Source organism: Paracoccus rhizosphaerae (genome assembly GCF_026162645.1).
Classification (GTDB): domain Bacteria; phylum Pseudomonadota; class Alphaproteobacteria; order Rhodobacterales; family Rhodobacteraceae; genus Paracoccus; species Paracoccus rhizosphaerae.
Map to the genome: position 1 here is coordinate 1 of NZ_JAOTBE010000004.1, position 14,395 is coordinate 14,395.

Annotated in this window: 14 protein-coding genes; 5 read left to right on the forward strand and 9 right to left on the reverse strand. The window is 65.9% G+C overall.

Translation table 11 applies throughout. The features are described 5' to 3' along the window. Positions 1-431 precede the first annotated feature (431 nt). Positions 432-578 (forward strand): hypothetical protein, encoded by a 147-nt coding sequence (locus tag OC184_RS02805; RefSeq protein WP_265505673.1) that lies wholly within the window; start codon positions 432-434, stop codon positions 576-578. A 633-nt stretch (positions 579-1,211) separates the two neighbouring features. Here OC184_RS02805 and OC184_RS02810 read toward each other — a convergent pair. The 5 genes from OC184_RS02810 to OC184_RS02830 all read right to left on the reverse strand — a co-directional run bounded on the left by OC184_RS02810 (position 1,212) and on the right by OC184_RS02830 (position 5,486). After that, entirely contained in the window at positions 1,212-2,195 is a 984-nt protein-coding gene (locus OC184_RS02810; RefSeq protein ID WP_265505674.1) for a DUF481 domain-containing protein, read from the reverse strand. Between the two features lie 506 nt (positions 2,196-2,701). Then, the gene (gene nusB, locus OC184_RS02815) at positions 2,702-3,178 is read right to left on the reverse strand and encodes a transcription antitermination factor NusB (RefSeq protein WP_265505675.1); all 477 of its coding nucleotides are present in this window, start codon (positions 3,176-3,178) and stop codon (positions 2,702-2,704) included. Next, the gene (locus OC184_RS02820) at positions 3,175-3,720 is read right to left on the reverse strand and encodes a 6,7-dimethyl-8-ribityllumazine synthase (protein WP_265505676.1); all 546 of its coding nucleotides are present in this window, start codon (positions 3,718-3,720) and stop codon (positions 3,175-3,177) included. Before OC184_RS02820 ends, nusB begins: the two co-directional genes overlap by 4 nt. Before the next feature lie 3 nt (positions 3,721-3,723). Then, positions 3,724-4,842 carry a 3,4-dihydroxy-2-butanone-4-phosphate synthase gene (ribB, locus tag OC184_RS02825; RefSeq protein WP_265505677.1) on the reverse strand — a complete coding sequence of 373 codons (1,119 nt, stop codon included), beginning with the start codon at positions 4,840-4,842 and terminating at the stop codon, positions 3,724-3,726. A gap of 47 nt (positions 4,843-4,889) precedes the next feature. Beyond that, a complete protein-coding gene (locus OC184_RS02830) occupies positions 4,890-5,486 on the reverse strand; it encodes a riboflavin synthase (protein WP_265505678.1) in 597 nt (198 codons plus the stop codon). A 175-nt stretch (positions 5,487-5,661) separates the two neighbouring features. On the opposite strand from OC184_RS02830, the gene OC184_RS02835 reads away from it, so the two are divergent. The 3 genes from OC184_RS02835 to OC184_RS02845 all read left to right on the forward strand — a co-directional run bounded on the left by OC184_RS02835 (position 5,662) and on the right by OC184_RS02845 (position 10,262). Continuing rightward, positions 5,662-7,017 carry a capsule biosynthesis protein gene (locus tag OC184_RS02835; protein ID WP_265505679.1) on the forward strand — a complete coding sequence of 452 codons (1,356 nt, stop codon included), beginning with the start codon at positions 5,662-5,664 and terminating at the stop codon, positions 7,015-7,017. 145 nt (positions 7,018-7,162) lie between these two features. Further along, the gene (locus tag OC184_RS02840) at positions 7,163-8,251 is read left to right on the forward strand and encodes a polysaccharide biosynthesis/export family protein (RefSeq protein ID WP_456095343.1); all 1,089 of its coding nucleotides are present in this window, start codon (positions 7,163-7,165) and stop codon (positions 8,249-8,251) included. A gap of 7 nt (positions 8,252-8,258) precedes the next feature. Further along, complete coding sequence (locus OC184_RS02845) at positions 8,259-10,262, forward strand: capsular polysaccharide biosynthesis protein (RefSeq protein ID WP_265505680.1); 2,004 nt, start codon at positions 8,259-8,261, stop codon at positions 10,260-10,262. Here the strand turns inward: OC184_RS02845 and ribD are convergent. Then, positions 10,259-11,269, reverse strand: coding sequence for a bifunctional diaminohydroxyphosphoribosylaminopyrimidine deaminase/5-amino-6-(5-phosphoribosylamino)uracil reductase RibD (gene ribD, locus OC184_RS02850; protein WP_378927050.1), 1,011 nt, complete (start codon positions 11,267-11,269; stop codon positions 10,259-10,261). The genes OC184_RS02845 and ribD overlap by 4 nt on opposite strands. Beyond that, positions 11,266-11,730, reverse strand: coding sequence for a transcriptional regulator NrdR (nrdR, locus tag OC184_RS02855; RefSeq protein WP_265505682.1), 465 nt, complete (start codon positions 11,728-11,730; stop codon positions 11,266-11,268). Before nrdR ends, ribD begins: the two co-directional genes overlap by 4 nt. 154 nt (positions 11,731-11,884) lie before the next feature. Here nrdR and OC184_RS02860 point away from each other — a divergent pair, with 154 nt between their 5' ends. Next, positions 11,885-12,556 (forward strand): SDR family oxidoreductase, encoded by a 672-nt coding sequence (locus OC184_RS02860; RefSeq protein ID WP_265505683.1) that lies wholly within the window; start codon positions 11,885-11,887, stop codon positions 12,554-12,556. Here the strand turns inward: OC184_RS02860 and OC184_RS02865 are convergent. Further along, positions 12,547-12,969, reverse strand: a complete 423-nt coding sequence (locus OC184_RS02865) for a secondary thiamine-phosphate synthase enzyme YjbQ (RefSeq protein ID WP_265505684.1) — start codon at positions 12,967-12,969, stop codon at positions 12,547-12,549. The genes OC184_RS02860 and OC184_RS02865 overlap by 10 nt on opposite strands. Then, a complete protein-coding gene (rmuC, locus tag OC184_RS02870) occupies positions 12,966-14,393 on the reverse strand; it encodes a DNA recombination protein RmuC (protein WP_265505685.1) in 1,428 nt (475 codons plus the stop codon). The genes OC184_RS02865 and rmuC overlap by 4 nt, the downstream gene beginning before the upstream one ends. Positions 14,394-14,395 lie beyond the last annotated feature (2 nt).

Sequence of the window (14,395 nt, forward strand, 5' to 3'; positions counted from 1 at the left end):
TCCCCGCCTTCGGTGAAGCGGTATCTACGGATAACGAACCGGACCCGCAATAGGAAAAATGACAGGAACCACAAGAAAACGAACAACCTGCTGATTATCCTGGGATAATCAGAGACAGCCTCCGGCCTCGCGCCGCCCTGCCAGCGGCCTGCACCCCATTCTGCACGGAATCACGACGCCCGCATGACAGAACAACCGTCACCCCCCAGTTCCCCCGCCCCACCACCGCGCCCGCCCCAAACTCGCCACACATGCCCACCAGTGACGCAGAAACAAAAAAGGCGCGGCAAACATGGCCAGGACCACCAGATGGCTTCCAGAAGGCGCGCCTTGTCGACCGTGCGCCCTTCGGCCACTGGGAACACCCGGACCTTCATCGCCGCCCTGCGCCACGACCGGCTGGATGCGCCCCGAGGGTGACTGGCGATGCCATGAACCGCGAACTGTCCGAGATTTATGGCGAAACCCGACTGGCCCCGACACTGCGACCCGGCGAGGTGATCATTCCGGATGACCTGTCATCGCACAAGAGCCCCAAGGCCGCGGCAACCATGAGCGCCGTTGGCGCGTGGTTCTAGGTCTTGCCTCTCTGTAGCCCGGATCTTGACCCTATCGAGATCCCTCGGGCGTCCACGCCCTCAGATCCGCAAAGCTCAAGGCCCTGATCCGAAGAGCCGCGGCGCGAACCTGCGAGGCGCACTGGTGCTGACATAATCCATCCTCCCGGAAAGAACGAACGACAAATTAACCGCCCTTGTAATTCCCCGGCCCCGGGGTTTTGCAGAAACGCCTTAACAGTACTGCTGGATGAGGCTTGTTTCTGGGGCACCATCATCAATTGTGATTCGCTCTTCGGAGCTGCCCTAGACCGAGAGCTTTCGAGCTATGGAGAGCAGCATTCGTCGATGTAAGCGGATGTCGTAACTGGCTCAGGTAGTCACGAGCCTGATTGTTCGCTGAGCATGAGGGTCCTGCCGAAAAGTCGGCTTGCCAAACGTACTATAGAGCCATCTTGGCACCCCAAAGTATGTTAACCTACTTCACGCTCCCGGGGACCTCGAAAAAACAGATGACAAACCTGGTCACTGCTGCTGACCCAACATGTGGAGACCCATAAACGCAAAGTTGGCCGCAGTGCGGCCAACTGAGAACTTGATGCGGATCCATCGGCAAGGACCGCGCCCAAAGACCGTCGATGCCGATAGTGTCGATTAGAAGCCGTAGACGACTGCAACGCCCAGGGTGTTGTCGGTACGGATTGCACGGTTCTCTTGGTATTCCGTGGTATAGCTCAAGCGGGTGGCCAGCTGTTCGGACATCTGGAAGTTCACGCCGAACTCGTTCGTGATCACATCATCCGAGTCGCTCGAACCGAGATAGTCGGTGTCGTTGGTGATGAAGATCATGTCGTTGAAGCGGTGGTAAAGACGCGACGACGCGATATAGCCTACCTCGGTATCCGACGAGGCATCACTCGAAACCAGCGTCAGGTCACCGTCCGTCAGGACGAGGTCACCATCGGCCGTCCGCAGAGGCTCAACTCCGGCATAAGCTGCACCGGTCTCCGTGTAACGGACGCCAACACCGGCCTGGACGCGCCAAGTGGTTTCGGGGCTGTTGAGGATGCGGTAGCCGGGACCGAAGCCCAGGAACGCGTCCTGACGGAAGTCGCTGAATTCGGCGGCGTAGTCCTCAACCGACTGGCCATCGCTGTTGCGTTCGCCATCGACCAAGCCGTCCTGGCTGATGCGGCCCAAGGCAAAGGCATAGAACTGGTCGTTGAAGTAGTACTGCGCGTCATAGATCGCGTTGACTTCTTCCTGATCCTTGTCGCCGTTGTCGTCTTCGCCGAACTCAATCGACAGGCCGACGCTCTGCGCGAAAACGCCCTGATTGTAGCTGATCCGGCCAGCGACCGCGAGGTCCTGGTTCTCGGTGTTGCCGGTGCGGCCGATGTAGGAAAGCGACATGGTGCCGAACAGGCCCTGACGGCGGTCAGCGGGGCCGAACCGGTCCGCGTCGTTGTCACGATCGAACACGTCGGTGACGTCATCTTCAATGTCGGTGATGCGGTCGTCGATACCCGAGATGCCGGTCGCGTCGGCGCCGGTGGCGATTTCGGTCTGCGCGAACGCGGGTGCCGACAGGGCGGCCAGGATGGCGGCAGTGCCGGTCAGCAGCGTAACTTTTTTCATCTTAACTTCCTCACGAGCTGAGTTTCGTTGTCCTGGCTCCATCTTGGCACCAGAGCATCTCTGCTGCGAGATCAATTAGACCCGCCCCCCGCAGGTTCAAAGAGCAGCCGGACATATTACGAAGCCATGAAAATCCGACAGCACTGCCGCCTGCTTTCAACCGGCGAAAGTTTGCCGAAAAGGCACTGAAACGATTTTTGATGCAACTATTTGGCGTATCATGTAACTTGCAATACTGATTGCGGAAACAAGGCTTAAACTGCAGGTCGTGGACTGATCGTGAAACTGGCGTCTCTGAAACACGGACGTGACTGCTGAAAGGTAAGGCAGTTCCTCGACGACTTCCCGCCCCGCGCGATGTTGCATAGAAGTCACGGTCGTTGCCCGGCTTTCCAAGCCACTGTGTCGCAGGCAGGGCACTTAGAGCCCGCAAGGCCCGCACGCGTCAACAGAAAAGCCCGGCCTCAGCAGGCCGGGCCTTGATCAGAGTCGCGATTGCACGCCGCTCAGCTGAACGAGTCGGGCTGCAGGTGCCGCGCCATGTGGTCCAGGACTGCATTGACGAATTTCGTCTCGCGGCCCTCGGGGAAGAAGGCCTGCGTCAGGCGGACATATTCGCTGATCACCACCTTGGCGGGTGCGCGTCCGGTCACAAGTTCGGCGCCGGCGGCCCGGAAGACCGCGCGCAGGACAGGGTCGATACGCTCGATCGGCCAGCGCTCGACCAAGGCCCGATCTGTCGCCTGGTCGATGCGGGACTGCCAGATGACGACCTCGTCGACAATCCGGCCGAACAGGGCCTCGTCTGCCTCGGCTGTTGGGCCGTCACGGTCGTCGGCGGCGATGCGGAAGTTCTGGAACTCGCGCGTGACACGGTCGGCCGACTGGCCGGCAGCCTCCATCTGGAACAGGGCCTGTACGGCATAGAGCCGTGCCGCGCTGCTCAGCGTGCGGCGGTCGGGGCGTTTGCCGCTCTCGGTCATGCGCGCCCCTGCCCTTCCAGCGCCCCGGCCAGACGGATCAGGTCGGTTTCGGGCAGAGCCCCCTCGGGCGTCCGGCGCCACCGGCGGGCCAGCGCAATCAGATGCAGGGCCGCCGCGGCAGCGCCGCCACCTTTGTTCTGTCCCTCGGGGTCGGCGCGAACCTGCGCCTGCGCCATGTTCTCGACCGTCAGGATGCCGTTGCCGATGCAAAGCCCTTGCAGGCCCAGCAGCGTCAGCCCGCGGGAGCTGTCATTGCAGACCGTATCGTAATGCGTCGTCTCGCCCCGGATCACGCAGCCAAGCGCGACGAAGCCGTCGAAACGCCCGCTGCGGGAGGCAAGTGCCACGGCAGTCGGTATTTCAAGGGCGCCGGGGACCTCGATCACCTCGATCTCGGCACCGGCCTGACTGGCCGTGGCGCGGGCGCCGGCGACCAGCCCGTCAGCGATCTCGCGGTAATAGGGCGCGACGATCGCCAGCAGGCGGACCGGAGCCTCCAGACGCGGCAGCGCCAGTTCGTGATGTTGCGTGTTCGAGGCCATCATTCAGTCCTTGGGAATAGGCCGGGTGGAATGGATCGAAAGGCCGTAGGCGTCAAGCCCCACCACCTTCACGGGCGCCGAATTGGTCAGAAGGATCAGCTGCGACAGGCCCAGTGCCGACAGGATCTGCGCGCCAAGACCGTATTGCCGCAGCGTGTGGGGGCCGACCTCGCCACCTTCAACCACGACCTCGGACAGGTCGCGGATCAGCACCACGACGCCCCGCCCCTCGTCGGCGATGGCTTGCATGGCGGCCTGCAGACTGCCCGCGTCTTCGCGACCGATGCCCAGAACATCGTGCAGCGGGTCCAGCGCGTGCATCCGCACCAGGACCGGCGCATCCGTGTTCAGGTCGCCCTTGGACAGGACGATATGTTCGATCCCCTGGGTCTCGTCGGCGAAGATCCGCATCATCCAGTCGCCGCCATGCATGGAATGCACCTGGCGCTGCGCCCGCTCGGCGATCAGATTGTCATAGCGCCGTCGATAGCGGATCAGGTCGCTGATCGTGCCGATCTTCAGCCCGTGCTTGCGGGCGAAAGCCACCAGGTCGGGCAGCCGCGCCATGCTGCCGTCCTCGTTCATGATCTCGCAGATCACGCCCGCGGGATTCAGCCCCGCCAACCGAGAGATGTCCACGGCCGCCTCGGTATGGCCGGCCCGGACCAGAACGCCGCCGTCGCGGGCGCGCAGCGGGAAGATGTGGCCGGGTGTGGCGATGTCGGGGGCGCCCTTCGACGGGTCGATCGCCACGCTGATCGTGCGGGCGCGGTCGTGCGCGCTGATGCCGGTCGTGACACCTTCCCGCGCCTCGATGGACATGGTGAAGGCGGTCTCGTGGCGGCTGGAATTTTTGGGGCTCATCAGCGTCAGGCCCAGAGTCTCGATCCGGTCGGCCGTCAACGACAGGCAGATCAGGCCCCGGCCATGAGTGGCCATGAAGTTGATCGCGTCCGGCGTGGCCATCTGCGCCGGGATGACCAGGTCGCCCTCGTTCTCGCGGTCCTCGTGATCAACCAGGATGAACATCCGGCCGTTCCTGGCCTCGTTGATGATCTCCTCGATAGGCGAGATCGCGCCCGAGAGGTCGCGTTCCACGGGGCCGGGCTGTTCGAATTGCATCTGGTCGTCCTTGCTGCTGCGCCCGAAAGGGGAACGCGCCGTTGGATTTAGTGCCCCGCCTCGGCCAGCCGCGCGACATAGCGGGCCAAGGTGTCGATCTCGAGATTGACGGCATCGCCCTCGGCCGCATCGCCCCAGGTGGTCACCTCTTGCGTATGCGGGATCAGGTTGATGCCGAAGCGGTTGCCATCGACCTCGTTCACCGTCAACGAGGTGCCGTTCAGCGCGACCGAACCCTTGGGCGCCACGAAACGGGCCAGCGCCGCCGGGGCCTCGAAGGTCAGGCGCAGGCTGTCGCCGTCGCGCGACGCGGCCACGATCCGTGCGACGCCATCCACATGCCCGCTGACGATATGACCGCCAAGCTCGTCCCCGACGCGCAGCGCGCGTTCCAGGTTCAGCCGCTGTCCGACCGCCCATCCGTTCGACCCTATGCTGGTCTTCGAGAGCGTCTCGGCCGAGATGTCGACCTCGAACCAGTCCTCGCCCTTCGCCACGACCGTCAGGCAGACGCCGTCGCAGGCGATTGACGCCCCCATGTCCACGCCCGCCATGTCATAGGCGCATCCGATTCGGGCGCGCATGTCGCCGCGCATCTGCACCATGCGCACAATGCCGATATCGGTGATGATGCCGGTGAACATCGTCGTCTTCCCCTTGCCGTTCGATTTGACCTAGGGCATCGGCCTTGCCCGTTCAAGCGCCATGCCGGTTCGACCCGGTTAAGGACGATGCACAAATTACTGGATCGGCCCCCCTTTTCCATGGCATGTGAAGACAACCCCTTGCCCAATCAGGACAGCCCGTAGCAAGTCGAGCATGTTGCACCAAAGCTCAACCTTTCCGCTGCCGCAGCGCGGCGATGCCGCCGCCACGTCCGCGGCGATGCCGGGTGGTCAGGGTCGGGTCTTCCTGATGCTGCAGGGCCCGCACGGGCCGTTCTTCGACGGCCTGGGCCGCCTGCTGCGGGCTGCGGGCGCGCAGGTGTGGCGCTGCGGCTTCAATGCGGGGGACGAATTCTTCTGGCGCGACAAGGCCAGCTTCATCCGTTACGAGGGCACGGCCCAGGACTGGCCCGACCACCTGCGCCGCATCCTGGATGACAAGGGCATCACCGACATCATCCTCTATGGCGACGTGCGCCCGATCCACGCGGCGGCACGCAGCATGGCCGCTGAACGCGGCATCGCGGTCCACGTCTTCGAGGAAGGCTACCTGCGCCCCTACTGGATCAGCTACGAGCGGCAAGGCGCGAACGGGAATTCGGTCCTGCTGGACATCCCGCTGGCCCAGATGCGCCGCGTGTTGCGCGAACAGATCAACGAGGTGCGCCGCCCCCCGGCCCACTGGGGCGACATGCGGCAGCACAAGTTCTATGGCGCCTTCTACCACTTCATGATCCTGGTCGCGAACCGACAGTATCGTGCCTATCGGGGGCACCGGAACATCTCGGTCCGGCGGGAATTCCAGCTGAATCTTCGCCGCCTTCTCATGACGCCGGTGCACCGGATCGAACACATGATCCAGTGGCGGCGGCTGCGGCTGTCGGGCTGGCCCTACAACCTCGTGCTGATGCAGCTCGAGCACGACTCGAACTTCCTCGGTCACTCGTCCTTCACCCGGAACGCGCAGTTCGTGCAGACGGTGGTGCAGGCGTTTGCCCGTTCGGCGCCGCGGCACCATCACCTGGTCTTCAAGGCTCACCCGCTCGAGGATGGGCGGGCCGGCAACCGCAACGCCATCCGCGCCGCGGCCGAAGCCGAAGGCGTCGCCGATCGCGTCCATTACGTCCGCGGCGGCAAACTGGCCGAGATCCTGTCGCACGCGCGGGCGGTGGTGACCGTGAATTCAACCGGCGCGCAGCAGGCGCTGTGGCGCGGCATCCCTGTCAAGGCGCTTGGCCGCGCGGTCTATGGAAAACCCGGGCTTGTGTCCGATCAGCCGCTCGAGGATTTCCTTGCCGCGCCCGAGGCGCCGGACCCCCAGGCCTATCGCACGTTCCGCGACTATCTGCTGCAAACCAGCCAGATTCCCGGCGGATACTATGCCAGCCGCTCGCGCGCGCACGCGCTGAGGCTGGTGGCCGACATGCTTTTGTCGCCCCACGACCCCTACGATGCGCTGGCCATCGGCAATGTCCTGCCACGCCAGCAGCTTTCGGACCGTCATCGTTGATGAAGTCCACAAAATCCGACTATGGCGTAATCTGCGTCGACACAGCTAAAACAGTCTTTGTAATCGGCATGACCGGCCGAGGAAAATAACAGGAGTACCCGAGGTGACAGTTTTCATTCCATCCGCAGCGCCGCTGCGCCTGCTGATGCTTGCATCCATGACGCTGCTTGCCGCATGCGCCCTGCCCCGCTCGGGCCCGAACAAGAACGAGATCTTCGACGGCGCCGTCGAACGTGGCGGCGATGCGCAGGTCATCTACGTCAACGACCATGTGACACGCGCATCCGCCTTCGCGCCGGCCTATGGCTTTTCGAACAGCTTCCGCAACGCCGGCCAGGTCGGTGCCGACGAAATCCGGGCTGGCGACGTGCTGGGCCTGTCGATCTGGGAAAACGTCGATGACGGCCTTCTGACCTCGCTCGGCGCCAGCTCCACCGCGCTGACCGAAATCCAGGTGGACAGCGACGGCTTCATCTTCGTTCCCTATGCCGGGCGCGTCCGCGCCGCCGGCAGCACTCCGGACCAGTTGCGCCAGACGATCACGGAACGCCTGTCTGTGCAGACGCCGGACCCGCAGGTCACGGTGCAGCGCGTCGCCGGTGACGGTGCGACTGTGTCGGTCGTGGGCCAGGTGACCTCGCAAGGCGTCTATCCGATCGAACGGCCGACCCGCTCGCTCTCGGCAATGCTGGCCCGCGCCGGCGGCGTCGCCATCGACCCGGAGGTGGCGGTGGTCACTGTCAAGCGCGGCAACGACAGCGGCCGCGTTTGGCTGACCGACCTCTATGCCAGCCCGCTCAACGACATCGCGCTGCGGCCCGGCGACCTGATCGTCGTCGAGGAGGACCAGCGCAACTTCACGGCCCTCGGTGCCCTTGGTGGCCAGACCCGCGTGCCGCTGGGGAACGAGACAATCAACGCGGTCGAGGCGATCGCCATGGTCGGCGGCCTGAACTCGCAGCTGGCCGACCCGACCGGCGTGTTCGTCATGCGCGACGAACCCGAATCCGTCGCAAGCCGGGTCCTGGGCAAGCCGGTCATCGGTACGCAGCGTTTCGCCTATGTGCTGGACCTGACGCGGCCGAACGGTCTCTTCCTGGCGCGCGACTTCATCATCCGCGACGGGGACACCGTCTACGTGACCGAGGCGCCCTATGTTCAGTGGCAGAAGACCTTGGGCGCGATCACCGGAAGCGCCTCGACCGCCGACAGCCTGACCAGCATCGGCAACTGACGCATCAATGCCGTCACCTGACCTCGAAGCCGCCGGCACTGTCCGGCGGCTTTGCGTTGCGAACCTCGGTTTTCTCCGGAACCCGCGGCTGTCGCGGATACTGACGCTGGCGGGATACCGCCCCGCGCTTGCCCTCCCCCGTCCGGGTGAGCCGGTGGGCATCTGGGGCGCAAGTCCGACGTCATGGCGCGGCATCGCCATCGCCGCGAAGCGGAACTGCCCGGTCGTCACGGTCGAGGATGCGTTCTTGCGCTCGGTCCTTCCGGGGCGGGCGCGGGGCCGGCTTGCCCGGCGCGGACTAATCGGGCTGCTGATCGACCCGGTCGGCCTGCACTTCGATCCGACCCGGCCCTCGACGCTCGAGCGGCTGATCGCGACCCCGCAGACGCCCGACCTGCACGCCCGTGCCGTCCAGTGCCTTGCCCGGCTGAGGGCGCTGGACCTGTCGAAATACAACGCCCACGATCCCGCGCTGCAGCCGCCCAAACCAGGCTATGTCCTGGTCGTCGATCAGACCCAAGGCGACGCATCGCTGCGGGGCGCAGACCGGGCGCTGTTCCTTCGCGTGCTGGCCGCCGCACGGGACGAAAATCCGGGCAAGCGGATCGTGATCCGGACCCATCCGGAAACGGCGGCCGGACTGCGACCGGGCCATCTGGACGCCGGCGACCTGCGGCCGGGCGATCAGCTTTGCGACACCCCTGTTTCACCCTGGCGGCTGGTCGAGGAGGCCGACGAGGTTTACGCAGTCAGCTCCCAACTGGGATACGAGGCGGTGCTGGCAGGCCACAAGCCGCGGTTGTTCGGGCTGCCCTTCTATGCGGGCTGGGGGCAGACCCGCGACGAGATGGCGATGCCGGCGGGCCGCCGCGGATCAGCCACAAGAGAGGCCCTGTTCACCGCCAGCCACCTTCTGGCGCCGACATGGTACGACCCCTGCCGTGACCGGCTGACCGATTTCGAAGGCGCCCTGTCGCAAATCGAGGCCGAAACCCGCGCCTTTCGGCAGGACCGCCACGGCCACGTCGCGTTCGGCATCCGGCTGTGGAAGCGGCGGTTCCTCTCGCGCGAATTCGGCGACGTCGCGCCGCTGCGTTTTGCCCGCGACGCTGGCGCTGATACGACACTGGTCTGGGCCAGCGCCTCTGCCGCCGCTCCCTCGGCCATCCGGGTCGAGGACGGCTTCCTTCGGTCGCGCGGTCTGGGGGCGGAATTGACGCCGCCAATCTCGGTCGTGGCGGACGATCTGGGAATCTATTTCGATCCGACCCGACCGTCACGGCTCGAGACGCTGATCGCCCTCGGCCCGCCGCCTGGCGGACGCCAGCGAGCCCGGCACCTGATCGCCCGCCTGATCGAGATGCGGCTGAGCAAGTACAATCTGCAGGCGGAGGCGCCCTTGCCGCCCCCCGATGGCCGTCACCGGATCCTTGTGCCGGGTCAGGTCGAGGATGATGCCTCGATCCGGCGTGGCGCGGGGGCCGAACGCACAAACCTAGACCTTCTCCGACGTGTTCGGGCCGAAAACCCGCAGGCCTGGATCGTCTACAAGCCGCATCCGGACGTCGAGGCGGGGCTGCGCCCCGGCGTCCTGCCCGAGGATGCCCTGGCGTCATTGGCCGACCATATTGCCAGCAAGGCCGACCCCGTGGCGCTGATCGAGGCGACGGATGCGGTCTGGACCATCACCTCGACCCTGGGCTTCGAGGCGCTGCTGCGCGGCAAACCGGTCACGGTGCTGGGGGCGCCCTTCTATGCCGGCTGGGGGCTGACGCGTGACCTCGGGCCGGTGCCGGCCCGGCGCCGGGCGCGGCCTGATCTTGAGGCGCTGGTCCATGCCTGCCTGATCGCGTATCCGCGCTATCGCGATCCGCTGACCGGCCTGCCCTGCCCGGTCGAGGTCGCGCTGGACAGGCTGGCGTCGGGGCTGTCCGGCCAGACGCCCGCCCTGCGCCTGCTGGCCAAGGCGCAAGGCGCGCTGGCAGGCCACAGCTGGATCTGGCGGCGCTAGCGTGCCCGCCAGCGATGGAAGAGGTCGCCGCCGATCACCTTTGTCTCGATCAGGTCAAACCTGGGCACCTGCGCCAGCTGCGACCAACCCGTGGGACCGACGAAGGGGCGCGCATCCGCCCCCATCGCCAGACCGGCGGTATAGCCGACCATCTGGTCGACCAGTCCCGCCTGCAGCAGGCTGGCGGCCAGCCGGCCGCCCCCTTCGCAGAAGACGCGGGTGATGCCGCGGCTGCCCAAATCCGCCAGGATATCGGCGGGCGTCCCCTCGACCCGCCACAGCGGCCCATGGTCGGCATCCTGGGGCGCCAGCGGCGGCAGGGCCTGTCGCGATACCACGATCCGCACCGGCTGCTGCGGCGTGCGGATGCCGCGCACGTTCAGCTGCGGCAGATCCGCGCGCGCCGTGGCGCCGCCGACCATCACCGCATCGTGCTGGGCGCGCAACGCATGCACATGGGCGCGTGCCGCAGGGCCGGTAATCCACTGGCTTTCGCCGCTGGCCATGGCGATGCGACCATCAAGGCTGCTGGCCAGCTTCAGCGTCACGAACGGTCGGCCGCGCAGGATCCGCGACAGGAAGCCGGCCTGCAGCTCGGCTGCCTCGGCCGCCAGCACGCCCTCGGTCAACTGGATCCCGGCCGCCCGCAGCATCGCATGCCCGCGCCCGGCGACGCGGTGGTCGGGATCGGTCAGCGCCGTGACCACCCGAGCCACGCCGGATTGCACCAGTCCCGCCGCACAGGGGGGGGTCCGGCCGAAATGGGCGCAGGGCTCAAGCGTGACATAGGCGGTCGCGCCGGCGGCCAATGGTCCCGCCGCATCCAGCGCCATTCGTTCGGCATGCGGCCGCCCGCCCGGCTGGGTCCAGCCCCGGCCGACGACGCGACCGTCCCGGACAAGGACGCAGCCCACGGCCGGGTTCGGCCAGACATTCCCCAGCCCGCGCCGAGCCAGGCAAAGCGCATGCGCCATGTGGGCAGCGTCGTCTGTGGTATCCTGTGTCAATCGCCGATGGCGCCGGGCCGCAGTTCCGACACGAACTTGTCGAAGTCGTCCGCGTCTTGAAAGTTCTTGTAGACGCTTGCAAAGCGGACATAGGCGACGTTGTCGACACGCGACAGCGCCTCCATCACGATCTCGCCAATGGTCTTCGACGGGATGTCAGTCTCGCCCGTGCTTTCCAACCGCCTGACCAGACCGCTGATCATCTGCTCGATGCGCTCGGGCTCGACCGGGCGCTTCTGCATGGCGATGCGGATCGAGCGGGCCATCTTGTCGCGGTCGAAATCCTCGCGCTTGCCATTGGCCTTCACCACGACCAGATCGCGCAGCTGCACGCGTTCATAGGTGGTGAAACGTCCCCCGCAGGCCGGGCAGAACCGACGGCGGCGGATCGCAACGTTATCCTCGGCCGGACGCGAGTCCTTGACCTGGGTATCGGCATTTCCACAGAACGGGCAGCGCATTCCCTTGTCCCTTCAATCGGGCGATCCGCCGCCAGTATAGGCACCTTGGCAGGGATTGGGTAGCCTTATCCACAGCACACAAGATGCGCCCCTCAGGAACCTGTGGCTTCGAAGCCGCGTTGGCGGGCGTGATCGCCAATCTAGGGGGAGAACAATGGCCAGGACCCTGTTCATCACCGGCGCCTCGTCAGGCATCGGCGCCGCCACCGCGAAGGCTGCCGCAAAGGCCGGCTGGAACGTTGCCCTTTTTGCGCGCTCGGCCGGCAAGCTGGCCGACCTGTCGCAAGAACTGGGGCGCGAGGCCCTTGCCACCGCAGGCGACGCCACGCGGATCGACGATCTGCAGGCCGCCGTTGCGCAGGCCGTCGATCGGTTCGGCGGCATCGACGCTGCTTTCGCCAATGCCGGTCGAGGACTGTCGAAACCCGGCACCGAAGCTGGCGACCTGGACGACATCCGCGGGATGATCGACCTGAACGTGATGGGCGTGGTGCTGACTGCGCGTGCGGTGCTGCCCGAGTTGCGCAAGACCAAGGGAACGTTGGTTCTAACCGGATCCGCCGCGGGCCGGAGCCACATCGCCGGATCAATCTATGGCGCGACCAAGTGGTTCGTGCACGGCTATGCTGGAAACCTCGCCGCGGAAATGCGCGAATGGGGTGGCCGCTGTTCGGTCGTGGCACCGGGCATGGTGAACACCAACTTCTTCGACGACGGCGCCCCCGACAAGCTGCAACCCGAGGACGTGGCCGAAGCTGTCTTGCACATGATCACCGCACCCCCGCATACGGCAATCCGCGAAACCTTCCTGATGCCTCAGAACTGAGACGCTTGGAACATTGCCACGACCTGCCGCCGGTGCGGCGCGCGCCGATGCTCGACGACATAGATGCCTTGCCAGCGGCCCAGCATCATCCGCCCATCGACCACCGGGATCTGCAGCGTCGTCGGCAGCACCGCAGCCTTCAGATGCGCCGGCATGTCGTCCGGGCCTTCGTAGCGGTGGCTGATCCAACCCATCGACGGATCGTCCGCGGGCGGGGCCAGCCTTTCCAGCCACGCCAGCAGGTCGGCCTGCACCTCGGGATCGGCATTTTCCTGGATCAGCAGCGAGGCCGAGGTGTGGCGGATCAGCAGTGTCAGGACGCCGTCGCCCCTGTCCAGCAGCCAGTCGGCCAGACGGTCGGTGATCTCGTGGCAGGCGGGGCCGTTCGTGTCGATCGTCAGGTTCAGGATCATTCCGCCGCCTCGGGTCCCTGCAGCGCCGGTGCGTCGTCGTCGCGATCGTGATCCAGTTCGATTTGCTTGCTGGCACGGGCGCCCAGGCCGCGCAGCATCTCGACCTGCCGGATCACGTTGCCAGAGCCGCGCGTCAGCCGGTCCATGGCCTGACCATGCGCCCGGTTCGCCTGGTCCAGCGCCCGGCCCACGCCCTCCATCGAGTCGACGAAGCCTGCGACCTTGTCGTAGAGTTGCCCGGCGCGACGGGCGATTTCCATTGCGTTGCTTTCACGACGCTCGACCGCCCAGATGTGCTCGACGGTGCGCAGCGTCAGCATCAGGGTCGTGGGCGTGGTCAGGCCAACCCGCCGCTCCATCGCGAAGGCCGCAAGCGAGGGATCGGCGCGCAGCGCATCTGAGAAGGCGCCCTCGATCGGGATGAACATCAGCACGTAGTCGACTGAATTGTCATCCATCCTCTGATAGCCCTTGCCGGCCAGCGTACCGATATGGGTGCGGATCGCGGCCAGATGGCGGCGCAGCGCAGCCTCGGCCTCGGCCGGGTCCTCGGACGTGACCGACAGCTCGTAGTCGTTCAGCGAAACCTTGCTGTCGATGACCATGACCTTGCCGCGCGGCATCTTCACGACGACGTCGGGCCGCCACAGCTTCCCGTCCTCGTCGCGCCAGCTGGACTGCAGATCGTAATGCGTCCCCGCCATCAGGCCGGAATCCTCGAGGATCCGTTCCAGCACCATCTCGCCCCAGGCGCCCTGCCGCTGCTTGTCACCTTTCAAGGCTCGCGTCAGGTTTACCGCCTCACGCGAGATCTGCTCGCTGCGATTGTGCAGCGACAGGATCTGCTCGCGCAGCCGCGAAGATTCCTCGTCCAGGATCTTGTTGCGGGCCTGAAGCTCGGTCTGGAACCGACCGACCTGGTCGCGGAAAGGGGTCAGCAGGGCGTTCAGATGCTCTTGCTGGGTTTTCTGCAGGTCCGCCTGCTGGACTCGCAGGGTCTCGGCCGACAGCAGCTTGAACTGGCCGGTCATCTCGGCGCGCAGTTCGCGCAGGGTGGCAATCTCTCGGACCGAGGCCTCGGCGTCCTTTTCCGCCCGCAGGCGCGCCTCGGCCAACTGCGTGGCAAGGACTGCGGCCTCTTGGTGCGCGCGGTGCAGCGCGTCGGTCAGGCCGTCCCGCTCCTCGGTCAGTTCCGACAGGCGCGCGAGCTGCGATTCCAGCCGCGCCTGCTGCTGCCCCAAGCTCAGGTCCTTCTCGTGCAGGCGCGCCCGCGCCGCGTCCCGATCCTCGGCCAGCCGTTCGCGAAGCGCCTCGACCTCGCGCTGCGCCGACCTCTGTTGGCCCCGCCAATGCAGCCCAAGCGCCACCGCCAGCACCAGAAGCGCCCCGGCCAGCACCCACAGGATCGTCACGTCTTGTTGCATCT

Excerpts from the sequence above, each read along its gene's own strand:
- OC184_RS02810 (WP_265505674.1), bottom strand. The coding sequence starts at position 2,195 with ATGAAAAAAGTTACGCTGCTGACCGGCACTGCCGCCATCCTGGCCGCC.
- OC184_RS02840 (WP_456095343.1), top strand. The coding sequence starts at position 7,163 with ATGCTTGCATCCATGACGCTGCTTGCCGCATGCGCCCTGCCCCGCTCG.
- OC184_RS02860 (WP_265505683.1), top strand. The coding sequence starts at position 11,885 with ATGGCCAGGACCCTGTTCATCACCGGCGCCTCGTCAGGCATCGGCGCC.
- ribB (WP_265505677.1), bottom strand. The coding sequence starts at position 4,842 with ATGCAATTCGAACAGCCCGGCCCCGTGGAACGCGACCTCTCGGGCGCG.
- OC184_RS02865 (WP_265505684.1), bottom strand. The coding sequence starts at position 12,969 with ATGATCCTGAACCTGACGATCGACACGAACGGCCCCGCCTGCCACGAG.
- nrdR (WP_265505682.1), bottom strand. The coding sequence starts at position 11,730 with ATGCGCTGCCCGTTCTGTGGAAATGCCGATACCCAGGTCAAGGACTCG.
- OC184_RS02820 (WP_265505676.1), bottom strand. The coding sequence starts at position 3,720 with ATGGCCTCGAACACGCAACATCACGAACTGGCGCTGCCGCGTCTGGAG.
- rmuC (WP_265505685.1), bottom strand. The coding sequence starts at position 14,393 with ATGCAACAAGACGTGACGATCCTGTGGGTGCTGGCCGGGGCGCTTCTG.
- OC184_RS02805 (WP_265505673.1), top strand. The coding sequence starts at position 432 with ATGAACCGCGAACTGTCCGAGATTTATGGCGAAACCCGACTGGCCCCG.
- OC184_RS02845 (WP_265505680.1), top strand. The coding sequence starts at position 8,259 with ATGCCGTCACCTGACCTCGAAGCCGCCGGCACTGTCCGGCGGCTTTGC.
- OC184_RS02830 (WP_265505678.1), bottom strand. The coding sequence starts at position 5,486 with ATGTTCACCGGCATCATCACCGATATCGGCATTGTGCGCATGGTGCAG.
- OC184_RS02835 (WP_265505679.1), top strand. The coding sequence starts at position 5,662 with ATGTTGCACCAAAGCTCAACCTTTCCGCTGCCGCAGCGCGGCGATGCC.
- nusB (WP_265505675.1), bottom strand. The coding sequence starts at position 3,178 with ATGACCGAGAGCGGCAAACGCCCCGACCGCCGCACGCTGAGCAGCGCG.